Origin of the sequence: Alkalihalobacillus sp. MEB130 (genome assembly GCF_032335535.1) — a bacterium.
Taxonomy (GTDB): Bacteria; Bacillota; Bacilli; order Bacillales; family Bacillaceae_D; genus Halalkalibacter.
This window is the reverse complement of the sequence record NZ_JAOANA010000003.1, coordinates 144,421-166,506: the sequence shown is the minus strand read 5'-3', so window position 1 is coordinate 166,506 and position 22,086 is coordinate 144,421. Positions and strand designations below refer to the sequence as shown.

The window sequence follows — 22,086 nt, the reverse complement described above, 5'->3', positions numbered from 1 at the left end:
CGGGAATCATACACTCAAAAAAGAGACAAAAATGATTTTGTCTCTTTTTCGCTCGCTCGAATATGAACTTACTATTTAAATGGGTTTTTAATTTGAAACGAGCACATTTCTTAATTCTTCGGTTAATAAAGGAACAATTTCAAACAGGTCTCCTACGATGCCGTAGTCTGCTACCTCGAAGATTGGTGCTTCAGGGTCTTTATTTATCGCTACTATCACTTTAGAGTTTGACATCCCTGCTAAGTGTTGAATGGCTCCAGAAATCCCGATGGCAATATACAGGTCTGGTGTGACAACTTTCCCTGTTTGACCAATTTGAAGACCATAGTCGCAGTAATCTGCATCACACGCTCCGCGAGATGCACCGACGGCTCCCCCTAACAAATCAGCTAACTCTTGTAGCGGAGCAAACCCCTCTTTGCTTTTCACACCTCTACCGCCAGCTACAATAACGTTTGCTTCCGAAAGATCTACGCCTCCTGTTGCTTTACGAACCACATCCTTGATTGTTGTACGTAAATCTTTAATATCAACTGACAAATTACTAACATCGACCGTTTTAGATGGATCAGGCTCGATTGCCGTAATATTATTAGGACGAATAGTGGCAAATACGATGCCTTCTTTGATTTTTTTCTTTTCAAACGCCTTTCCTGAATAAATCGGGCGTGTAAAGACAGCGTCATCACCATCAAGTTCAACCGATACGGCATCTGAAATTAGTCCTGCTGATAACTTCATAGCCAATCGAGGAGCAACGTCTTTTCCGATCGACGTATGACCAAGAATAACCCCTTCTGGACTTTCTACATCAAATACTTGTAAAAGAGCTTGTTGATAAGCGTCCGTTGTATAACTCTTCAATTCGGCATGTTCCACTACGACAACTCGATCCACACCATATTGAGCTAATTCAGAAGATAAACCGCTTACATTTTCTCCTAAAAGAACACCGATCACTTCACCACCATTCGCTACCGTTCTTCCTGCAGCTACCGCTTCAAAAGAGACGTTTCGTAGTTCTCCTTCTCTAACCTCTCCTATAACGAGTACTTTTTTTGCCATTGTAATCCCTCCCCTAAATAACTTTTGCTTCTGATTTTAATAATGAGACAAGTTCTTTTACTTGAGATGCGGCGTCTCCTTCAAGTACTTTTCCCGCTTGTTTTTCTGGTGGTAAGAAAATGGTTAACGTTGTCGTCTTCGCTTCAACATCTTCTTCCTCTAGATCAAGATCATCTAAATCAAGGGTTTCTAATGGTTTTTTCTTCGCTTTCATAATTCCAGGAAGTGATGGATATCTTGGCTCATTTAGGCCTTGCTGTGCAGTTACAAGTACAGGAAGAGATACTTCAACTGTTTCTTCATCACCTTCCACGTCTCTTACAATGGTTGCACTATTTCCATTAATGGTTATGCCCGTGATCGTTGTAACTTGTGGCATGCCTAGCAATTCAGCAACGCGGGGTCCAACTTGACCTGATCCCCCATCTACCGCTACATTTCCTCCTAAAATAAGATCAATGTCCTGATCTTTTAAATAGGCTGCCAGAAGAGTCGATGTTGTGAATTGATCTAATTCATCAAGATCCTCACTGTCAATTAAGACAGCTTTATCTGCTCCCATGGCTAAGGCTGTTCTTAGCTCTTTTTCAGCCTCTTCTTCTCCCACTGTCACTACAGTTACTTCTCCACCATGTTCATCTCGCAACACAATTGCTTCTTCAATCGCGTATTCATCATAAGGGTTAATAATGAACTCGGCACCACTATCATCAATCTTATTTCCAGTTACTGTGATCTTTTCTTCCGTATCAAATGTACGCTTCATAATGACAAAAATATTCATGTTCTTCCCTCCCAAGAATAGTTTCATAGCTTTAAAGATTTGATGTATTTCTAATGTTGGTTAAAGTTAGGTTTCCGTTTTTCTATAAAGGCACGTATTCCCTCTTTCGCATCTGGTGTGTTAAATACTTGACCAAATAGTTCAGCTTCTCGAATTGAACCTTGTTCATGAGTGGTTGGCTGACTATAACGTAAAAGCTCAAGTGTCATTTTGACAGAAGTGGTGCTTTTTTCTGCTATTTTTTTTGCAAGCTTTTGTGCTTCTGGTAAAAGTAAGTCTTCTGAATACGTAGAATTGACAAGTCCCCATTTTTTCGCTTCTTTTCCTGTGATCGGTTCACTCGTTAAAAGCATCTCACAAGCTTTCGCCGTACCGACGAAGCGAGGAAGTCTTTGACTTCCAGCAAACCCTGGAATAATACCAAGTTGGAGTTCTGGCAATCCTAGCTTTGCATCTTCTGTTGCTAAGCGAATATGACATGCCATAGCTAGCTCTAGCCCACCTCCTAAAGCAGCCCCATGTATAGCAGCAATTACTGGTTTGGGGTAGGCTTCGATTCGGTCGAATAATTGCTGTCCTAGTCGGGCCTGGTTAGCTTGCTCCTTTTCATCGTTCTCTGTGAATTCTTTGATGTCTGCACCAGCTGCGAAGAACCGTCCTTCTCCATGAATGAGAAGAACATGTACTTCATTATTGCCCTCAAGTGTCGATAGGAGACGGTCTAGCTCTTGCAAAACGGCTTTTGATAAAGCATTAGCAGGTGGTCTGTGTAACGTTATCGTAGCAACTTTTTCACTGATCGTGACGTTAAAAAATTCCATATTTTTCATTCCCTTCACGAAGTTGAGCGTAATCCGCCGAGTAACATTTTGTGGACGGGTTTTGATAAACTGATTAAGTCATATTTGCATTCTTTCATTACCCAATTTGTAACAACTTCATCAATCGTTCCAAAAATCATTTGTCTTGCTAAACGGTTATCCAACTCTTCTGGAAAAAAATGATTCAATTTTCCTTCTGTTAATAACTCATCCACAAGCAGTAAGTAACCTTTTAAAATCTCATTAATTTTCATTCGTAAATCTGTGTTAGATTGACGTAATTCAAGTTGAGTCACAATGGCAAGATCTTTATCCTCTTGAAGTTGCTCTAAATGCAATGTGATGAGAAGCAAAAACTTTTCTTCCGTCGACAAATCAGCTGTCATCCGACTACGAATAATGTCTACGAATCTCCCCATCTTTTCTTCAAATAAAGATGTTAGTATATCTTCTTTGTTCTCAAAATATAAATAAATTGTTCCATCTGCTACACCTGCTTCTTTTGCAATTTTTGAAACTTGAGCCTGATGGTAGCCATGGTTGGCAATTACTTTTACTGCTGCATCGATAATCTGGTTGTATTTTGGTCCTTTTTTCTTTCCCACTTTTGTCTCTCCTTTAGTGAATGAGCATTCATTCATATATCTTATTGTAGTGAAAAAGAGCGTTATTGTCAATGTATCCCTCTTAAAATTTTCATTTTTTTAACTTGTTTTTGCTTTACCTATCTTTTGCTTTTCCTCTTCTATTAATACTCTTTTTAATATCTTGCCAACCATTGTTTTTGGAAGTTCATCCCTAAATTCGTACTTCCTTGGAACTTTATAAGCTGCAAGGTTCTTACGACAATACGTATTTAATTCTTCTTCGGTCAACGTTGCTCCTTCTTTTTTTACAACAAATACTTTCACCGTTTCACCACGGTATTCATCGGGAATACCAATCGCGACCGCCTCTTGTATTTGTTCATGATTATAAAGGACCTCTTCAATTTCCCTTGGATAAATATTAAATCCGCCAGCAATAATCATTTCTTTTTTTCGATCAACAATATAGAAAAAACCTTGTTCATCCATATAACCAAGATCTCCAGTTATTAGCCATTCTCCCTGCATGATTGCGGCGGTTTCTTCCGGTCGATTCCAATATCCTTTCATTACTTGCGGACCACGAACAACTAATTCTCCAATTTCGCCTTGCTCGACCGGTTCTCCCGTTTCCATCGACAAAATAACGGCTTCCGTGTCAGGCCATGGCAAACCAATACTCGCACGTCTGCGTTCACCCCAAACTAAATTACAATGAGTGACTGGTGAAGCTTCCGTAAGTCCATAGCCTTCTACTAACCTACCACCCGTTACTTTCTCAAATTGGTCTTGAACTTCAACGGGAAGCGTGGCAGACCCACTTATGCAAGCTTTTATTGATGAAAGATCATACTTTGAAATTTTAGGATTGTTTATTAACCCAATATACATCGTAGGCGCCCCTGGAAAAGAGGTAATCTTTTTGTTATGAATGATCTTTAATATTTGTATTGGATCAAATCTTGGAACCATATGCAAGGCATTTCCCATGGACAAAGTAAGATTCATACACGTTGTCATACCATATACATGAAAAAACGGCAATGCTGCTAGAGTTCGCTCCTTTCCTTCTTCTAATTGATAAAGCCAATGACGACACTGAAGCGTATTAGCGACTAAATTAAAATGGGTTAGCATTACCCCTTTCGCAACTCCTGTTGTCCCCCCTGTATACTGCAATAAGGCTATATCTTCTTTTGTGTTAAGCGAAACAGCAGGACGTACATCTGAACCTTCTTTCACTAATTGCAAGAAAGAGTGTGTATGTTCGTTATACGTTACATTTGCTTTTAAACCAGTATTTTTCCTTTGCACAAATGGATAGATTACATTTTTAGGAAAAGGGAGGTAATCTTTGAAAGCGGTTACAATAATATGTTCAATTTCTGTTGCTTTCTTTACTTTCATTACTCTTGGATACAGTAAATCCAAACATACAATCATTTTCGCCCCAGAATCAACCAACTGATGTTCCAGTTCTCGTTCTACATACAATGGATTCGTTTGAACTACAATGCCCCCCGCCATTAATGTTGCGAAATAAGCAATCACACCTTGAGGACAATTGGGTAACATAATAGAAACACGTTCTCCCTTTTTTAAACCGAGTATTTGCAATTGATTAGCAAACCTTCTAACAGATTGAATGAATTCACTATATGTAAGTGACTTCCCTAGAAATTCAAGTGCTATATGATTGGGATAACGTTCGCTCGCCTGTTCGATCAACTCATGTAACGATAACTCTGGATATTTAATCGTAGTTGGTATCTCTTCACGGTATTGTTCCAGCCAATTTTTCTTGATTTCTTTTATCAAGCAAATAGCCTCCTTTTTTTAACTCCTCTCTTTTATTCATCCTCTCTTCTTTATTGTAATGAATGTTCATTCATTTTTAAATGGTTTTTTATTATTTTTTTCTTTGATGTTTTGTTTCTTTACATTTTGTGAACTACTTTAAGATGAGGTGATAAGTGTGAACATAGTAAAATCATTGTTTTTCTTTGCTTGTTTTTTAGCGGTATGTACTGCTTGCCAGACCGAAGAGGTTCCTAATGAAACGCTCCCAGAAAACGAAGAACTAGAACCCATTACGGACGATGAATTAGGGCAAACGATCGAAGAGCCAAAGGAAGAAACTTCTTCTTTTGAAGAGATTGTAAATGAATTTAAACCGTTATCTGACTATGATATGTATCATGATGGTACAGGACTCGGAGAAGGCATGACGTTTCTTGCAAAAAATAAAAGCCACGCTTTAGCATTAGGTCATCAAGCTCAAGCAGTTGCTTTTTATCGAATTCTTGAAATAAATAAAGAAAATGAACAGATCATCATTACCCATGAATTTAAAGAAGACAGTGAACCATTTGATTCCATTAACGAAGCGTTAGATATGGGAGAAGATCCTGTACAGTTACTTGAAGATTATCTTGAAGAAGACCACAATGAAAATAAGGTATTTTTTTACATGACCGATCAACGTGAAGAGGTTTCTCTCATGAGCGGTGAAGAGGTAACGACTCTTCCAGTTGAAATGAATGATACCGTCTATCATTTCGCAAAAGAACAAGGTCTCGTCAGGATACACTACAAAGGTGAGCTTGTCATTGAACTGTTTGGGGATGAGCAAATAGCAGAGAAGAATCCATATCACTAGTTTCTCAAACATGTAGGTACATTCTATGGGTACGTGTTCTCAAGATGTCCGTTCCATTGTAGCATCTTTACGAAAACAGCCATGAAAATACAAGTCCTACGTAACGTTTAACATTACGTAGGACTTATTAATTAAGATAGAATAGAACATTCCCTATTATTCATTGCTAACTTTTTCCTCGGCTTCACGTCTTTTCTTTTCTTCTTCAACTAGTACACGACGCAAAATCTTCCCTACAAGCGTTTTGGGTAACTCTTCTCTAAATTCATAAAACTTAGGTACTTTATAAGCGGCTAAATGCTTTCTACAATATTGATCTAGTTCATTCTCAGTTAAACTTTTGCCTTCTTTTAACACAATAAATGTTTTGACTGTTTCTCCTCGGTATTCATCTGGAACACCAATAACGACAGCTTCTTGAATAGCTTCATGCTCATATAGTACTTCTTCAATCTCCCTAGGATAAATATTAAATCCACCCGCAATAATCATATCTTTTTTTCGATCGACGATATAAAAATACCCTTCTTCATCCATGTACCCCATATCCCCGGTAAGGAACCAATCTCCTCTAAAAACACGGGCTGTTTCTTCTGGGCGATTCCAATACCCCTTCATCACCTGCGGACCTCGAATGGCAACTTCTCCTACTTCTCCAACTTCAGCTGCTTCACCCGTTTCAGCAGACAAAATGATCACTTCCGTATCTGGCCATGGAATACCAATGCTTCCTGTTTTCCGCCTTCCCCAGATTGGATTTGCGACCGCAACTGGCGAGGTCTCTGTTAACCCGTATCCCTCCACAAGTTTTCCACCTGTTAGCTTTTCAAACGTTTGTTGAACTTCTAATGGCAAAGGAGCTGCTCCACTTAAACATGCTTTGATGGATGAAAGGTCATAGTCTTTAATGGTTGGATCGTTAATTAAGGCAACATACATCGTTGGAGCACCCGGAAATAGTGTGATTTTCTGTTTGTCTATTGTCTTCAAAACATCTTTTGTCTCAAACTTTGGTAAAATCACAGTAGTGAAGCCATTCATAATATTTAAATTCATGCAAACGGTCATACCGTACACATGGAAGAAAGGAAGTACCGCTAAGCCCCTCTCTTCACCAGGAGTGGTTTTGTATATCCAGTGAATACATTGCATTGTATTCACAACTAGATTTTGGTGAGTAAGCATAACTCCTTTAGCGAGCCCTGTTGTCCCCCCTGTGTACTGCAACAATGCCAAATCCTCAACTGGATCTATATCAATATCTACTTCATTAGTAGAACCAGCTTTTAGAAATGGCTTGAATTCGATCGTATTCTTATCATATACAACATCAACTTTAATTCCTATTTTTTTCTTTTGAACAAATGGATAGAGTAAATTTTTTGGAAAAGGCAGATAGTCTTTAATACCTGTAACGATAACGTATTCTAACTTGGTCTTGGAACGGACTTTTTGTACTCGTGGAAAAACAAGGTCAAGACAAATGATCACTTTGGCTCCTGAATCAATCAACTGATGTTCTAACTCTCTTTCAACATAAAGAGGATTAGTCTGAACGACGACCGCTCCAATCATAAGTGCTCCGTAATAACTAATAACACCTTGCGGGCAATTGGCGAGCATAATTGCTACTCGATCTCCCTTACCCACACCAAGTGAACGTAGTTGATTGGCAAACTTCTTTGATTCTTCATACAGTTCGCGGTACGTAATGTCCTTACCTATGAAATGAAGGGCATGTTTGTTTGGATACTTTTCCGTTGATCTCTTTAAGTATTCGTGAAGGCAACTCTCATCGTACTGGATGGAATGGGCAACTTCTTCAGGATAGTTCTGTAACCATATTTTTTCCACTGTCGTCACTCTATCTCCTCCTTAACAAATTGTTATTACTCCTTTCTCATTGTTCTCCTCTATTCTATTCTATTGTAATCGCTTACAATTTTGAATCTTTTTTTGATTATTTTTAATATTTTTTTAAAATAATCTTACTTTCCCACTTGAGTACAAATAAAAGTTCTAAAATTTAAAACGGCCTGATCTATTATTTCAAGATCAGGCCGTTTGCTGTTACGGAGCATAAAAGAGCATAAAAATAATTCCTGCTATAATAAACAATCCACAACTAACATATAAAATTTTCATTAATAACTCCACTTGCAAGACTCCTTTATCTAGCAATAATACTTGCCCCAATCACGTAAGACAATCCAATTGAAATGATCATAGCAATAAAACCAACTGCCCGATTATCCTTCTCAATTTCTTGATCCACCTTAAAGCCAGGTGTAAGAAACTCAAATACAAAGTATCCTACCAGCAATAAGAAAAAACCAAGCACGCCCCAAGATAGCATCATTAATAGTGAATCTGAATAGGCAATCGAGTGCCTAAAAATATTCGCAACACCAAAGATTTTCCCACCAGTCGCTAGCGCTACAGCGATATTGCCCTTTTTGATTTCTTCCCAATTACGATAACGTGTCACCGTCTCGAATATGGTTAAAAACAAAATAAGGGCAAGGATGGAAACACTGTAGTAGGCTGCTATTCGTATCCATTCATTTTCAAATAGTACATCCATATATCCATTCGCCTCTTTTATTTCAATTCAACTACTGTGTTACCAAGGCCGCCTTCATTCATGCCTCCATCTCGTTCACCTTTCACGTGTGGATGTTTTTTCAAAAGCTGTTTTACTCCCTTGCGTAACGCTCCGCTTCCTTTTCCATGGATGATTGATACTTGATGATAGCCCGCGAGCAATGCATCATCAATATATTTTTCAACAAGAAGCATCGCATCTTCAAAGCGCTCACCACGAAGATCTAGCTCTGCCCTCACATGAGACTCTCCTCCTCTAATCATGGCAAGAGGCTTCGTTTCAATTGGTTTGGGACGATCTAATAATTGTAGATCATCTTTCTTTACTTTCATTTTCATAATTCCCATTTGTACTTGGAATTCTTGATCATTAATTTTATCAACGATAAATCCTTTTTGTCCAAAGCTTAGAACTTTCACTTCATCGCCAACTTGGATGTTTTGTTTGGCTTTTGCCGCATCTTTTTTAATTTTCTTTTGTTTTGTTGTTAACTTAGGTGCCGCTTGTTCCAAGTGCTTTTTCGCATCAATAATCTGATGCTCTTTGACAGAAAGGCCTTCTTTTTGCATTTCTCTCAATTCACCAATAATGAATTCTGCTTCTTCTTTTGCCTCTTTGACCGCTTTTTCTGCTTTCTCTTCCGCCTCTTTCAGAATGCGTTCTTTCTCATGCTCTAACTGATCAAGTTGATTGAGTAAATCTTCCCGTAGCTGTTCAGCCTCTAAACGGAGAGACCGTGCTTTGTCTCGTTCGGATTCAGCAGATATTTGACTACTTTCAAGAGAAGAGATCATGTTTTCAATTTGATTTGTTTCACTATCTATTTGTTCCTTTGCTTTTTCAATGACTCGCTCATCTAATCCTAATCTTCTTGAAATCGCAAATGCATTACTTCGTCCTGGAACACCAATAAGAAGACGATAAGTTGGACGTAATGTTTCTACATTAAACTCTACGCTTGCATTAATGGCTCCTTCTCGATTATACGCATATCCTTTTAGTTCGCTATAGTGTGTCGTAGCAACGATACAAGCTCCTCGTTGATATACATCGTCCAATATCGAAATGGCAAGAGCTGCTCCTTCCGTAGGGTCCGTCCCTGCCCCTAACTCATCGAATAGCACAAGACTTTGGAAATCGACTTTTCCTAATATGTCTACGATATTCGTCATATGAGAAGAGAATGTACTCAGGCTCTGCTCAATCGATTGCTCATCACCTATATCAGCGAATACTTGTTTAAATACAGCAAGTTCAGATTCTTCTTCCACCGGAACGTGCAACCCAGCTTGTGCCATAAGAGTTAACAAACCAACCGTCTTTAGTGTAACTGTCTTTCCCCCTGTATTTGGTCCAGTAATAATAAGCGATCGATACTCCCCACCTAATTCTACATCAATAGGCACAACTTCTTCCTCATCTAACAACGGATGTCTCGCTCTTTTTAAAAACATATAACCTTCTTCATTTAGCTTCGGTTCCGTTGCTTTTATTTGATGAGCATAACGAGCTTTGGCAAATATGAAGTCCAACACAGCCAGAATCGTTAAATTATGTAGCAAGAAGTCCGCCACTTCTGCTACTTCATTCGAAAGCTTTGCTAAGATTCGTTCAATTTCTTGCTTTTCCCTTGCTTTTGCTTCTCGTAATTGATTATTCAATGTCACAATCGCTTGAGGCTCAATAAATAGAGTTGCACCTGAACCGGACTGATCGTGAACAATTCCGCCAAATGAGCTACGATACTCTTGTTTCACTGGAATAACGAAACGATCATTTCGTATCGTTACAATGGCATCAGATAACATTTTTTGTGTGCTAGAGGATCTTGTCATATTCTCCAGCTTCGAACGAACCGAAGACTCATAACTACGAACTTGCGAACGAATCGTTCTTAGTTCATGACTTGCTGAATCTAACACATGACCATTATCATCAATACATTGTTTTATTTCACGTTCCACATCAGTGAGGGATTCGATTTGCATCGCATATTCAAATAACAAAGGCAACTCAATTTCCTCTTCTTCAACCATTGTTACAATAAATTTTCTTAATCTCCGTCCACCATAAATCGTACTTGCAACGGCGATGAGTTCACTTGCCGATAAAGAGCCTCCAATTTTTGCTCGTTTCACATTTGCAGCAACATCTGTAATCCCTCCTAAGGGAGCCTGTCCTTTTAACCTTAGAACCTTCGCACCTTCAGCTGTTTCATGTTGCCATTTTTGAACTTCTTCTATATCTGTAGATGGATGCAGCTGCTCCACTTTCCGTCTTCCTAAGGAAGAGGAAACGTGATCAAGCAACTGACCTTTCATTTTTTCAAATTCTAATACCCGTAGTACTCGTTCCATAGACGTAACTCCTTCTCATACGAAGTGGGACTGTAACCATATAACCTTCCCTATTTAAGTAGTTTGCTCAAGTCTAACGTTTCAAAAATGCTTGTAGTTTATCGAGAGACCATGTATTTATAATGGAGTCTGGATGAAGCATCGCTTTTCTTGCTGCCGATGTTCCGTAAGACATCAAATCCAATGATTCTTTGTTATGGGCATCCGTATTAACGGAAATCACAACACCCGCTTCTTCTGCTTTCTTAAGCCAATGTGCAGATAAGTCCAATCGGTGCGGATTGGCGTTTAGCTCAAGTGCTGTATTTGTTTCTTTTGCTAGCTGTATCAACATCTCAACGTCTACATCATATCCTTCTCGTCGTCCTAGCAAACGGCCAGTAGGATGAGCGATCAAGTCGACATGCTTACTCTCAAGTGCTGTTCTTAACCGCTTCATAATCATGTCCCTATCTTGCTGAAAGGATGAATGAATAGCAGCAATGACAAAATCAACTTCAGCTAGTACATCATCATCATAGTCGAGAGTCCCATCTGGCAAAATGTCCATTTCAATTCCCGTTAAGATCGTGAAATCTTCATACTTTTCATTTAGTGTTCGTATTTTAGCATGCTGTTCTTTTAAACGCTCAACTGACAGTCCATTCGCTACTCTCAAATACTTTGAATGATCTGTTATAGCTATATACTCATATCCTTTTGCTCTAGCAGCTTCGACCATTTCTTCGATGGAATGAGCGCCATCACTCCATGTCGTATGCATGTGTAAGTCACTTCGAATTTGTTGGTCCGATACATACACCTGTAAAGAACTGGTTTCATCTGCTTTTTCCACTTCACCCTGATCTTCTCTTGCTTCAGCAGGAATAAACGCCAGATTAAAATGAGCAAAAAACTCTTCTTCCGTATCAAATGTTTTCACTTCACCTGTCTCTAAGTCTTCAACTCCATACTCACTTATACGCTCGCCACGTTTTTTGGCTAACTGACGCATTTTCACATTATGATCTTTTGATCCTGTAAAGTGATGGAGAGTGGTTGCAAATTCTTCAGGAAGTACGAGTCTAAAATCAACAGAAATGGGGAATTCTCCGGTAATTTCAACAGAAACTTTCGTATCACCACTTGCAATGACTTTGCTTATATCTTCTAAGTCTAAAAGACCAGCCTTTACTTTTTCCGGTTCTGTTGTAGCAATAATAAAATCTAAGTCTTTCACGGTCTCCCGTAACCTACGCAAACTTCCTGCCCTTGAGAAGCGTTGTACCCCGTCCATCTCCATAAGCGCATGCTCAATAGACTGAGCAATCGGTAACACAAGTGGTAGAGCTAACCGCTCTGGCCTAGTGCTCGCTTCTTCAATAGCAAGCAATATTTTTTCCTCCGTTTTCTTTCCGAAGCCAGCAAGTTGTTGTACTCTTTTTTCTTCACACATTTGCTTGAGCGTATTGATACAAACAACATTTAATTCTTTGTATAGTTTTCCGATCTTCTTGCCTCCTAATCCAGGAAGCTTTAAAAGAGGCAAAAGACCTGAAGGCACTTCTTCTTGGAGCTGAGTCAGTAAAGAACACGCCCCTGTTTGTTTTAGTTCAAGAATGACTTCTGCTGTTCCTTTGCCAATGCCATTCAAAGATGCAGGATTATCAATTTCTTCTAACGTCCGTTCATCAGACTCTAATGCCAATGCAGCTTTGCGATAAGCAGATATTTTAAAAGGGTTGTCTCCTTTGATTTCTAAATACGTAGCGATTGTTTCCAAAAAACCTATAACATCTTTCTTGTTCATCTTCATCGTCCCTTTCTTTCTATCCATCATACCGATAGTTGGTAGGCAAAATCAACGCATGTACTCAAGCGAAAAAGAGAGCATCCACCAAGGTCATTCGATCCCTTTACTAGATACCCTCTTTCTTCATCTATTCTGTTTTCTAAATTTGATTATTTATCCAAAGATCCTTGATCCAATCAGATAAGAATGGAGTATGGTTAAGCATGAGTTGAACCACAATCGAACGTTGCATCAAGTCTTGAACAACCTCAATTGGAAGTAGTGCAACGACAATTAGTATAATAAACAAAATAAGGTAGGTTTCTAAAAAGCAAAGAATTCCACCAAGTAAATGATTGATAGATCGTAGAATTGGCAAGTGTGCAAGAAAATCCAACATCGATCCTAATAAATGTAAAACGATCTTCGTTCCAAAAAAGAGAATAGCAAAGGCAATCCCTGAATAGTAGACACTTTCTGCATCAAATGTATTAATAATCATACCAACCGTACTGTCTGAAGAAAACTGTGGATATGGAACCCATAGACGAATGTATGTGGCAAATTCCCCAAAATATGTATAGGCTACAACAATAGCCACGATAAAGCTAATTAGATGAATGATTTGGAGAATAAAGCCTCTTCTTCTACCAATGAAAAAACTACAAAATAAGATAAATAGAATGAGAAAGCTTAGCATGTTAATCGTCTCCTGTCGATCGATCTTCGTTGACTTTTTCGTTTAACATTTCATTTTCCTTTTTCAATTTCATATAATCATCCACAATGTTTACAGCCGTTAATACTGCTAAACGAGTGGTATCAAGATAAGGGTTCATTTTTTTTATTTCCCTCATTTTCTGATCCACTATATGGGCGACATCTTTTACATAGTTCGGAGGCTCTTCACCGACGACTGTGTACTGTTGACCATATATTGAAACAGTGATCCGTTGCTTACCTTTTTGCTTTGCCACGGAATAAGCCTCCTATCTACAAGTCAAATGCAATGTTGAATAATCCATAAAAATACCATCTTCTATCATACCATGAAGGTACATTTAAAGAAATACAGTGATACAAAAAAATAGCAAGGTTTCGGCAAATTTCTTCTATTTCCATACGTATTATGGCATTTCTTACAATATTCCTCTTCTATCCTATAAAAAAGGTTGCCTGAGTCCTTCAACTCAGGCAACCTGTTCATTTATCCTCTTAGTGTAGCTCCAACATGTTCTTCTAGCATTTTCAACACTTCATTATGAGCTTCGGTTACTTCTTCATCCGTTAACGTTCGCTCTGGATCAAGATAAGTTAAGGAGAACGCAAGAGATTTCTTTCCTTCTTCCATATGTTCACCTTCATACAAATCAAAGACACGAACGTGCTTTAACAATTCTCCTCCAGCCCAACGAATGACAGCCTCCACTTCTCCAGCAGAACGATGAGTATCAACGACAAGCGCAATGTCACGAACCATGGCTGGATAGCGTGGCAATGATTGATAAACGACTGATGTCGTATCATGCGTAAGCAACGAACTAAGTTCAAGCTCATATACATACGTTTCCTTAATCCCAACTTCTTTCTGGACAACTGGATGAACTTGTCCAACAAAACCAATTTCTTTTCCATCAAGTTTCACAAGAGCCGTTCTACCAGGATGCAAATCAGGTAACGTAGCTTGCTCAAACACAACTTGTCCCTCTACACCTAATTCGCTAAACAATTCTTCAAGAATCCCTTTGACAACAAAGAAATCAACGGCCTTTTTCTCGCCTTGCCAGCTATGCTCATGCCATAAACCCGTTAACGCACCAGCAACCATTTCGCGTTCCGTTGGTTGCTTTGTTAATGTTTCTTCATCCGTTAAGAATATCGAACCAATTTCAAAGACATGTACATTAGGATTTTTACGGTTATTGTTGTAACTTAGTACATCAAACAAGTGTGGAATTAAGCTCGTACGCATCGTACTGCGATCTTCACTCATCGGCATCGCTAAACGAACCGGTGATGTTTGGTTTGTTTCAAACGCAAATCCTTTTGCTTTTTCCGGACTTGTTAACGAGTACGTAATCACTTGAGACAAGCCTGAACGTTCTAATACTCGACGAACGTGTCGTCTCTTTTTTTGATAATCCGTTAATGCCCCTTGAGTCGTTGCACCGACAGGAAGTGTTGTTGGAATATGATCATAGCCATACAATCTTGCTACTTCTTCCATCAAGTCCTCCTCAATTTGGATATCCGCACGGCGAGACGGAATGGTAACATGCAACACTTGACCATCTTGCTCAAACGTAAACCCTAAACGTGACATGAACGAAGCGGCTTCTTCTAATGTCACATTCATTCCAAGACGATTGTTAACTCGTTCTAAATCAAGACGAACGGTTGCCATTTCATACGATAATAAGTCTTTTTCAACAACACCAGAGACAATGGTGCCGCCAGTTAATTCAGCAATCAGAGCAGCAGCACGTCTTCCTGCAGCAAGGACGCGATCTTGGTCAACCCCTTTTTCATACCTTGTGCTCGCATCACTTCTTAATCCTAAATCACGAGAGGCTTTGCGAATGGTTGCCCCTTTAAAGTATGCGGCCTCTAACAGAACCGTTGTTGTTCCTTCATGTACTTCAGATGTTGCTCCACCCATAACCCCAGCAACAGCTACTGGTTCCTTGCCATTTGTAATAACTAAATGGTCATTAGATAAAGTGCGCTCTTGGTCATCTAACGTCACAATCGTTTCACCCTCATGAGCACGGCGAACAACGACTTCTTTAGAGCCAAAACGATCATAGTCAAATGCATGCAAAGGCTGACCATACTCAAGCAAAACGTAATTCGTTACGTCCACAACATTGCTTATCGGGCGAATTCCAGCAGCCATCAAACGGTTTTGTAACCAAAGCGGAGAAGTCCCGACTTTTACATCTTTAATTACAATAGCACCGTAGTAAGGGTTGTCCTCTTCCGCTTCCACCGTTACAGCGATGTAATCTGATGCTTCTTCCTCATTTGTGACGACATCAATCGTTGGAAGAGTCACTTCGCGTTCGTACAACGCACCAATCTCGTAAGCGACACCAAGCATATTTAAGCAATCTGAACGATTTGGTGTCAGATCTAATTCTAATACTTCATCATCTAGGTTTAAGGCTGCAAGTGCATCACTTCCCACTTCAACCTCATCACGGAAAACATAGATGCCTTCTGAGAACTCTTTTTGAACTAATTTGCTATCAATGCCAAGTTCTTGCAAGGAACAGATCATTCCTTGAGACACTTCTCCTCGTAGCTTCGCTTTTTTAATTTTAAAGTTTCCTGGTAGGACTGCTCCTACTTTTGCTACAGCAACATGTTGTCCTGCAGCTACATTTGGTGCACCACATACAATTTGGACAAGCTCTTCTTCACCTATATCCACTTGGCACACATTTAATTTATCGGCATTTGGGTGTTGCTCGCATTCTTTTACAAATCCAACAACGACTCCTTTAATACCTTTGTTTAATTCGTGAACAAAATCAATTTCAATTCCTCCACGAGTCATTTTCTCCGCAATGTCACGTGCAGATAAATCTTTCACATCAATATAATCTTGTAACCATTTATATGAGACTAACATTTCTTCTCCTCCTTACACCCGTTTGAATTGCGCTAGAAAACGTACATCATTTGTATAAAAATGACGAATATCATCAATATCATATTTTAGCATCGCTAAGCGTTCTACACCCATTCCGAATGCAAAGCCACTATATTTTGTTGAATCAAATCCACTCATTTCTAGTACTCGCGGATGAACCATTCCTGCACCAAGTACTTCAATCCAACCAGATTGCTTACAAACGCGGCACCCTTTGCCTCCACACATTCCACAAGATACATCCACTTCAACAGATGGCTCTGTAAATGGGAAGAAACTCGGACGCAAACGAATGTTGCGATCTTCTCCGAAAAATGATTTAGCAAATTGCTCAAGAACACCTTTCAAATCACTCATCCGTACGTTCTCGTCAACAAATAATCCTTCAATTTGCATAAATTGGTGTGAATGTGTCGCATCGTCATCATCGCGACGGAACACCTTTCCTGGACAGATAACTTTGACTGGACCTTTTCCTTTATGTAATTCCATTGTTCTAGCTTGAACAGGCGAAGTATGTGTACGAAGCAGTAATTCTTCTGTGAAATAAAAAGAATCTTGCATATCCCGAGCTGGGTGGTCTTTCGGAAGGTTTAACGCTTCAAAATTATAATAGTCTACTTCCACCTCAGGTCCTTCTGCAACCGAAAATCCAAGTCCTAAGAAGGCTTCTTCTACTTCTTCCACTACTTGTGTTAATGGATGAGTTGAACCAGATTTGACTGATCGTCCCGGTAATGTCACATCAATGCTTTCACTAGCTAATTGCTTTTCAATTGCCGCTTTTTCTAACTTTTCTTCTTTAAGCTCTACTTGCTCCTTGATTGCGTCTCGTACGTCGTTTGCCATTTGTCCAATAACAGGACGCTCTTCCGCTGTGAGCTTTCCCATTCCGCGTAAAACTTCTGTAATGGGTCCCTTCTTCCCTAAATAAGCAACTCTTACTTCTTGCAATGCTTTCACATCTTCAGCTGAAGCTACTTTCTCCAATGCTTCATCACGTAAAGCTTCTAAACGTTCACGCATCATATTTCCTCCTTTATTAGGTAGTAACTACCTCACTTTTTCAATAAAATTGCAAAATAAAAAGCCTTCGCTCCCGCAAAAAGGGACGAAGACTCGTGGTACCACCCTTATTAATGAAGAGTTATCCCCTTCATTATCTTCATTGCTGTAACGGTCGAAACCGGGATCACCTTCACAAGATTACTTGTGCTCCAGTGCCTGCTCCAGAGTGAATTCGGCTTCTCCTTCCATAAAAATGCTTGCAGTCTAAGGCATTCTCTCCCTGAATGGTGGGTAAAAGCGTACTACTCTCTTTCGTAGCATTTAAAATATTATTGATTAATATATTATAGTGAATAAAAATGGTTGATGCAAGCTTCTGTTACAATTACCCTTTTAAATAGTAAAGCAAAATTCCCGCTGCTACCGAAACATTTAGAGATTCTGCTTGTCCATAAATAGGAATGTAAATATTGTGATTGGTTTTTTGTAGCAAAGACTCTGATACTCCTTCACCTTCATTCCCCATAATAAGAGCAAATTGAGATTGAGGCTCAATCGCTGTGTATGAACTTGCCTCTTTAAGTGCCGTTCCAAACACAGGAATGGATGAATCGAGTAAACGATCAATCCACGTCTCTAAGTCTCCTTTAATGACGGGCAAATGAAAAATAGACCCCTGTGTTGCTCGAATTACTTTGCTATTAAAAACATCTACACTTCCCTCTCCAAGGATAATTCCTGTTAGCCCTGCAGCATCAGCCGTGCGAATCATCGTTCCTAAGTTGCCCGGATCTTGGATGCGGTCTAAGAGAAGATATTGCCCTGTAAGTTTGTCGACAGTAGGTTCTGTCGGAATAATACAAATAGCAGCAATTCCTTGAGGTGTTTGGGTTTCAGATAATTCTTTCATCACTTGTTCACTTACGACAATCACATCTTGGTCTTTCATGGATAAAGAAGAAGGCAAGATTATGTCTTCTATCATCAAAATGTACTCTACTGTCATTTCTGCTTTAATCGCTTCCTCTACAAGGTGAAACCCTTCCACGAGGAATCGACCAGATGTATCTCTACCTTTTTTCGTATGAAGCTTCTTCCAACGCTTGACGTGCTCATTTTTAACTGAATCAATTCGTTTCATTCTCTACTCCTTTAACGCTTGTATCTCATTTCATCCATTTTACCCATTTTTTTCGTCATAATCCAGTCCATGCTGATACATACTATAAATAGAATTTATTTCACCTTAAAAGGAGTGCTATACGATGAGCTTTAACTTACGTGGTGCAATCATGGCAAACATTAAAGGAAATTCTGAAGAAGAAGTTCAAGCTACCATTGTTGATGCTGTTCAACGTGGGGAAGAAAAGATGCTTCCAGGTCTTGGTGTCATGATGGAAGTGTTTTGGAACAATGCAAATGAGCAACAAAAAAATGAAGTTTGCCAACAAATTAGTCAAGGCTTACAATAAGTACTTGATCAGAAAAAAGGGTGCCTCAAGTCTAGCTTGAGGCACCCTTTTTCTATTTAATCAAACGTTTGTTTAAAAAATAAAAAAGGGAGAACCCCCCCTTTTTTTTTCTATGAGAACGTAATTTTCTCGACTGTTTCTTTATCCAGCTTTTTGATAACCTCAACAATAAGCTTCACAGCATTTTCATAATCATCACGGTGCAACATAGCCGCATGTGTATGAATATAACGGGTCGCTACTGTAATGGATAAAGCCGGTACTCCATTGGCCGTTAAATGAATCGCACCAGAATCTGTTCCTCCTCCAGCCATAGCATCAAATTGATAAGGGATGTTATGTTCATCGGCCGTATCTGTAACAAAATCACGCAATCCTTTATGAGAAATCATCGATGCATCATATAATACAATTTGTGGGCCTTCTCCCATTTTTGCTAATGCTTCTTTTTCCGTCACTCCTGGAGTATCACCAGCAATACCAACATCAACACCAAAACCAATATCAGGTTGGATTAAATGAGCTGACGTACGTGCACCGCGGAGCCCCACTTCTTCTTGAACCGTTCCGACACCATATACTGTATTCGGATGATCGACTCCTTGTAATCCACGTAAAACATCAATCGCGATCGCACACCCAATACGGTTATCCCATGCTTTTGCCATTAACAGCTTCTCATTTTTCATAACCGTAAACTCACAAACGGGAACAACAGAATCTCCTGGACGAATTCCAAATTCCATCGCTTCCTCTTTACTTGTTGCACCAATATCAATAAACATGTCTTTCTTATCTACTGGTTTCTTTCTTGCTTCCGGAGCCAAAATATGAGGCGGCTTTGATCCAATTACTCCAGGTACATTGCCTTTTCTTGTCATAACGGTTACGCGCTGAGCAAGCATGACTTGCTCCCACCAGCCACCTACTGTTTGAAAACGCAAAAACCCTTTATCATCAATGCTTGTCACCATAAAGCCAATCTCATCTAAGTGACCGGCAACCATAATTTTAGGTCCGTCTGCTTTTCCAGTCTTTTTAGCCACTAGACTCCCTAATTTATCGGTTGTTACTTCATCTGCAAAAGGAGTGATGTATTTCGTCATAACCTCACGTGCTTCTCGCTCGTTTCCAGGCACCCCATTTGCATCGGTTAAATCTTTTAACATTTGTAAACGCTCATCGAGATTTGCCATTATGTATTGCCTCCTTTGTATTCTTCCTTTTTCAGTATACCGAATTCAAATTCGCTACTCAAATAAATCATTAGTATCCAGAGTCTTGCCTTTCGTGATTCACCTTATTTTTATCTAAGTATGCTTGCTCAATTTCTTCATGAGAAAAACCAAGATGGTGCCCTAATAAGAAAAAGGCATCTACTAGTTCTTGATACGATTCCTTTGTTCGACTTTCCTCTACTTGATAAGCACGCTGTATGAGTGTTAGAAAAAGACTTGTTGTTTTCTCAGTAGAGACGTTCATTTCTTTCTTGATCTCAATTGAGGTCATACATAACGTTAGCCCTAACGTTAAAACAAAGTGCAGCCCATCTACATATTCTTCTAAAATAATGGAACGCTTTGAAGCAGGTTTCCGACTCCAATATTTAAAGGATTTTGTTTCATTAGCTAACTCACTCACCTCAACAATTAAAGCGAGCAGTTGTTCTTGAAATAAGTCTCTTTCAGCAAGTTGATGTTCGTCCACAATCCGATCATTAAGGTCTTTCTGTATCGCAAATAACACTTGAATATCCATAACCATTCCTCCCTCCTATATAATTATAACAATTTTTTTAAAAAACACGTAACCAATCATCGTTTCGTTCGTATTACAAGTAGAGCTTTACTTTTTTTCATTAGATGTGTCAAAATCAACTTACAGATACGTACCTCATTAAGGAGGAAACTTTATGGTCATTTTATTTCGTCTGCTGTTACTAGTAGCACTTGTCGTACTTGCTTATTCCGCTTTTAAATACTTATTCCACCCTCGTCGAAAGTTAGAACAAGCACATGATCGCAAGCAATTTTTCTTCTATGATGATGACAAAGACGTTCGGAAAAACTTTCTGATCACATACAAAGGAGTCATGTTCGAAGGCGAAAAATATCTAGGTACGACAGAACAATCATTTGAAATTGTCTCAATCTATGTTTGGGCAAAACAAACGGATCAATTAACTGGTTTAAGTAAAGAGGATTTCCAATTTATTGAAGATGATATTAAGTTACGTTACCCTGATGCCAAAATAGAATGGAAAAGTCCAATTAAGGAATTGTTACGTAATTAAAAAAATAATTCATAAGAAAAAGGTGAAGAGTATGTGCTCTTCACCTTTTTCTTATTATTGTTTAGATGTTTGAAAAAACTCATTCCATTTAATATTCGTCCGTTTTTTACGAAAAAATAAAAACAAGATAGCTAGAAACACCGCAAAAATGATCGTACCCGCTAATGGTAACTCATGAATCATATCGCCAAACGCCGTATACACAATAGCTGGCGGGATACTGACAAGTAGCGAGTATTTCGTATACTCTTTTACATTCTTCGTAGATTCAATCAAATACAAAGATATTAAATGAAAGTGAATAAATGGCATAAGTCTCATAATCATCATTTGCGCAACTGTTAACTGGTGCCGATCTTTTAAAAACTGTTTTTTTAAAGTTGTTAGCTTTGTTCGCAAACTAGGAAAAATATGAACAAGACCATAGAAGACAACGCTCACTGCTGTTAGTCCAACAATTGAATAAATCGAACCATAAAAGGTTCCAAATAAATAACCACCAATTAGACAAATAAGTAGAACTGGAATAAAAAACACTTGCCTAAAAACATGGAGTAAGACAAAGAATAGCGGAGCAAACCAACCACTTTGTTCGATAAATTGAAATGAACGTTCTAACAACTCCTCCATTTTCAGTCCCCCTCTCTCCAGTCTATGCCGACACTTGAAGTAAGATGAAGACAAGTACTATGATTTGGCTAAAAATGATGAGTGGAATTCCAATCATAAACGTCTTGTGTTTCGTTTTATGTCGGAATTGTTTCATCCCAATATAGGTCCCGACACTTCCTCCAAGGAGAGCAATCGACCATAGTGTTTTTTCGGGTACTCTTCTTTCGCGTTTTTTCGCTTTTGATTTGTCCAACCCCATTATAACAAAAGCTAGGAAGTTAACGACAATAAAATAGCTGAGAATCACCATGAATCCAGAACCTCGTTTCACTTAGCGTTGGAAATAGAGAAAGTACTCCTCCTTCTTTTCTCTTTCACAGCACGTTTTTTGGACAAA

General features: G+C 39.0%; 21 protein-coding genes and 1 other annotated feature. Of the genes, 3 read left to right on the top strand and 18 right to left on the bottom strand.

The genetic code is table 11. From position 1 onward, the window contains the following. Positions 1-87 precede the first annotated feature (87 nt). The 5 genes from N0O92_RS04385 to N0O92_RS04365 all read right to left on the bottom strand — a co-directional run bounded on the left by N0O92_RS04385 (position 88) and on the right by N0O92_RS04365 (position 5,075). Positions 88-1,065, bottom strand: a complete 978-nt coding sequence (locus tag N0O92_RS04385; protein WP_315613434.1) for an electron transfer flavoprotein subunit alpha/FixB family protein — start codon at positions 1,063-1,065, stop codon at positions 88-90. A 13-nt stretch (positions 1,066-1,078) separates the two neighbouring features. Next, a complete protein-coding gene (locus N0O92_RS04380) occupies positions 1,079-1,849 on the bottom strand; it encodes an electron transfer flavoprotein subunit beta/FixA family protein (protein ID WP_315613433.1) in 771 nt (256 codons plus the stop codon). A 50-nt stretch (positions 1,850-1,899) separates the two neighbouring features. Beyond that, positions 1,900-2,670, bottom strand: a complete 771-nt coding sequence (locus N0O92_RS04375) for an enoyl-CoA hydratase (RefSeq protein ID WP_315613432.1) — start codon at positions 2,668-2,670, stop codon at positions 1,900-1,902. Positions 2,671-2,684: 14 nt separating this feature from the next. Further along, the gene (locus N0O92_RS04370; RefSeq protein WP_483860624.1) at positions 2,685-3,275 is read right to left on the bottom strand and encodes a TetR/AcrR family transcriptional regulator; all 591 of its coding nucleotides are present in this window, start codon (positions 3,273-3,275) and stop codon (positions 2,685-2,687) included. A gap of 99 nt (positions 3,276-3,374) precedes the next feature. Further along, positions 3,375-5,075: an AMP-binding protein gene (locus N0O92_RS04365; RefSeq protein WP_315613431.1), complete on the bottom strand. Its 1,701-nt coding sequence runs from the start codon at positions 5,073-5,075 to the stop codon at positions 3,375-3,377. A 157-nt stretch (positions 5,076-5,232) separates the two neighbouring features. Here N0O92_RS04365 and N0O92_RS04360 point away from each other — a divergent pair, with 157 nt between their 5' ends. Next, a complete protein-coding gene (locus tag N0O92_RS04360) occupies positions 5,233-5,916 on the top strand; it encodes a hypothetical protein (protein WP_315613430.1) in 684 nt (227 codons plus the stop codon). 156 nt (positions 5,917-6,072) lie between these two features. Here N0O92_RS04360 and N0O92_RS04355 read toward each other — a convergent pair whose 3' ends face one another. The 9 genes from N0O92_RS04355 to N0O92_RS04315 form a co-directional block, all read right to left on the bottom strand. Continuing rightward, entirely contained in the window at positions 6,073-7,779 is a 1,707-nt protein-coding gene (locus N0O92_RS04355) for a long-chain-fatty-acid--CoA ligase (protein WP_315613429.1), read from the bottom strand. Between the two features lie 307 nt (positions 7,780-8,086). Then, positions 8,087-8,500: a DUF350 domain-containing protein gene (locus tag N0O92_RS04350; protein ID WP_315613428.1), complete on the bottom strand. Its 414-nt coding sequence runs from the start codon at positions 8,498-8,500 to the stop codon at positions 8,087-8,089. A 17-nt stretch (positions 8,501-8,517) separates the two neighbouring features. Continuing rightward, positions 8,518-10,878 (bottom strand): endonuclease MutS2, encoded by a 2,361-nt coding sequence (locus N0O92_RS04345; RefSeq protein ID WP_315613427.1) that lies wholly within the window; start codon positions 10,876-10,878, stop codon positions 8,518-8,520. Positions 10,879-10,951: 73 nt separating this feature from the next. Then, positions 10,952-12,673, bottom strand: coding sequence for a DNA polymerase/3'-5' exonuclease PolX (gene polX / locus N0O92_RS04340; protein ID WP_315613426.1), 1,722 nt, complete (start codon positions 12,671-12,673; stop codon positions 10,952-10,954). A 136-nt stretch (positions 12,674-12,809) separates the two neighbouring features. After that, positions 12,810-13,349: a CvpA family protein gene (locus N0O92_RS04335; RefSeq protein ID WP_315613425.1), complete on the bottom strand. Its 540-nt coding sequence runs from the start codon at positions 13,347-13,349 to the stop codon at positions 12,810-12,812. A 1-nt stretch (position 13,350) separates the two neighbouring features. Continuing rightward, positions 13,351-13,626, bottom strand: a complete 276-nt coding sequence (gene zapA, locus N0O92_RS04330; RefSeq protein WP_315613424.1) for a cell division protein ZapA — start codon at positions 13,624-13,626, stop codon at positions 13,351-13,353. Between the two features lie 230 nt (positions 13,627-13,856). Further along, positions 13,857-16,283 (bottom strand): phenylalanine--tRNA ligase subunit beta, encoded by a 2,427-nt coding sequence (pheT, locus tag N0O92_RS04325; protein ID WP_315613423.1) that lies wholly within the window; start codon positions 16,281-16,283, stop codon positions 13,857-13,859. Positions 16,284-16,295: 12 nt separating this feature from the next. Then, complete coding sequence (pheS, locus tag N0O92_RS04320; RefSeq protein WP_315613422.1) at positions 16,296-17,330, bottom strand: phenylalanine--tRNA ligase subunit alpha; 1,035 nt, start codon at positions 17,328-17,330, stop codon at positions 16,296-16,298. A 78-nt stretch (positions 17,331-17,408) separates the two neighbouring features. Next, positions 17,409-17,637 (bottom strand) — a binding site (T-box leader). Positions 17,638-17,697: 60 nt separating this feature from the next. Next, positions 17,698-18,453 carry a TrmH family RNA methyltransferase gene (locus N0O92_RS04315; protein ID WP_315613421.1) on the bottom strand — a complete coding sequence of 252 codons (756 nt, stop codon included), beginning with the start codon at positions 18,451-18,453 and terminating at the stop codon, positions 17,698-17,700. Positions 18,454-18,577: 124 nt separating this feature from the next. Between N0O92_RS04315 and sspI the strand changes: the two genes are divergently transcribed. Continuing rightward, positions 18,578-18,784, top strand: coding sequence for a small acid-soluble spore protein SspI (gene sspI / locus N0O92_RS04310; RefSeq protein ID WP_315613420.1), 207 nt, complete (start codon positions 18,578-18,580; stop codon positions 18,782-18,784). A 110-nt stretch (positions 18,785-18,894) separates the two neighbouring features. On the opposite strand, the gene N0O92_RS04305 is transcribed toward sspI, so the two are convergent. Both N0O92_RS04305 and N0O92_RS04300 read right to left on the bottom strand, forming a co-directional pair. Then, positions 18,895-19,980: a M42 family metallopeptidase gene (locus N0O92_RS04305; protein ID WP_315613419.1), complete on the bottom strand. Its 1,086-nt coding sequence runs from the start codon at positions 19,978-19,980 to the stop codon at positions 18,895-18,897. A gap of 70 nt (positions 19,981-20,050) precedes the next feature. Continuing rightward, positions 20,051-20,542 (bottom strand): dUTP diphosphatase, encoded by a 492-nt coding sequence (locus N0O92_RS04300; RefSeq protein ID WP_315613418.1) that lies wholly within the window; start codon positions 20,540-20,542, stop codon positions 20,051-20,053. A gap of 154 nt (positions 20,543-20,696) precedes the next feature. On the opposite strand from N0O92_RS04300, the gene N0O92_RS04295 reads away from it, so the two are divergent. Next, complete coding sequence (locus N0O92_RS04295) at positions 20,697-21,077, top strand: sigma-w pathway protein ysdB (protein WP_315613416.1); 381 nt, start codon at positions 20,697-20,699, stop codon at positions 21,075-21,077. 54 nt (positions 21,078-21,131) lie between these two features. On the opposite strand, the gene N0O92_RS04290 is transcribed toward N0O92_RS04295, so the two are convergent. Together N0O92_RS04290 and N0O92_RS04285 are read right to left on the bottom strand one after the other, a co-directional pair. Then, complete coding sequence (locus tag N0O92_RS04290) at positions 21,132-21,707, bottom strand: TVP38/TMEM64 family protein (protein ID WP_315613415.1); 576 nt, start codon at positions 21,705-21,707, stop codon at positions 21,132-21,134. 22 nt (positions 21,708-21,729) lie between these two features. Beyond that, entirely contained in the window at positions 21,730-21,999 is a 270-nt protein-coding gene (locus tag N0O92_RS04285; RefSeq protein ID WP_315613414.1) for a DUF1294 domain-containing protein, read from the bottom strand. Between the last annotated feature and the right edge of the window lie 87 nt (positions 22,000-22,086).

What these genes read in the sequence shown, in the direction of transcription:
- N0O92_RS04305 (WP_315613419.1), bottom strand. Translation starts at nt 19,980, where the DNA reads ATGGCAAATCTCGATGAGCGTTTACAAATGTTAAAAGATTTAACCGAT.
- N0O92_RS04300 (WP_315613418.1), bottom strand. Translation starts at nt 20,542, where the DNA reads ATGGATATTCAAGTGTTATTTGCGATACAGAAAGACCTTAATGATCGG.
- polX (WP_315613426.1), bottom strand. Translation starts at nt 12,673, where the DNA reads ATGAAGATGAACAAGAAAGATGTTATAGGTTTTTTGGAAACAATCGCT.
- N0O92_RS04285 (WP_315613414.1), bottom strand. Translation starts at nt 21,999, where the DNA reads ATGGTGATTCTCAGCTATTTTATTGTCGTTAACTTCCTAGCTTTTGTT.
- N0O92_RS04375 (WP_315613432.1), bottom strand. Translation starts at nt 2,670, where the DNA reads ATGGAATTTTTTAACGTCACGATCAGTGAAAAAGTTGCTACGATAACG.
- N0O92_RS04380 (WP_315613433.1), bottom strand. Translation starts at nt 1,849, where the DNA reads ATGAATATTTTTGTCATTATGAAGCGTACATTTGATACGGAAGAAAAG.
- N0O92_RS04295 (WP_315613416.1), top strand. Translation starts at nt 20,697, where the DNA reads ATGGTCATTTTATTTCGTCTGCTGTTACTAGTAGCACTTGTCGTACTT.
- N0O92_RS04385 (WP_315613434.1), bottom strand. Translation starts at nt 1,065, where the DNA reads ATGGCAAAAAAAGTACTCGTTATAGGAGAGGTTAGAGAAGGAGAACTA.
- N0O92_RS04350 (WP_315613428.1), bottom strand. Translation starts at nt 8,500, where the DNA reads ATGGATGTACTATTTGAAAATGAATGGATACGAATAGCAGCCTACTAC.
- N0O92_RS04345 (WP_315613427.1), bottom strand. Translation starts at nt 10,878, where the DNA reads ATGGAACGAGTACTACGGGTATTAGAATTTGAAAAAATGAAAGGTCAG.
- pheS (WP_315613422.1), bottom strand. Translation starts at nt 17,330, where the DNA reads ATGCGTGAACGTTTAGAAGCTTTACGTGATGAAGCATTGGAGAAAGTA.
- N0O92_RS04290 (WP_315613415.1), bottom strand. Translation starts at nt 21,707, where the DNA reads ATGGAGGAGTTGTTAGAACGTTCATTTCAATTTATCGAACAAAGTGGT.
- sspI (WP_315613420.1), top strand. Translation starts at nt 18,578, where the DNA reads ATGAGCTTTAACTTACGTGGTGCAATCATGGCAAACATTAAAGGAAAT.
- N0O92_RS04335 (WP_315613425.1), bottom strand. Translation starts at nt 13,349, where the DNA reads ATGCTAAGCTTTCTCATTCTATTTATCTTATTTTGTAGTTTTTTCATT.
- N0O92_RS04315 (WP_315613421.1), bottom strand. Translation starts at nt 18,453, where the DNA reads ATGAAACGAATTGATTCAGTTAAAAATGAGCACGTCAAGCGTTGGAAG.
- pheT (WP_315613423.1), bottom strand. Translation starts at nt 16,283, where the DNA reads ATGTTAGTCTCATATAAATGGTTACAAGATTATATTGATGTGAAAGAT.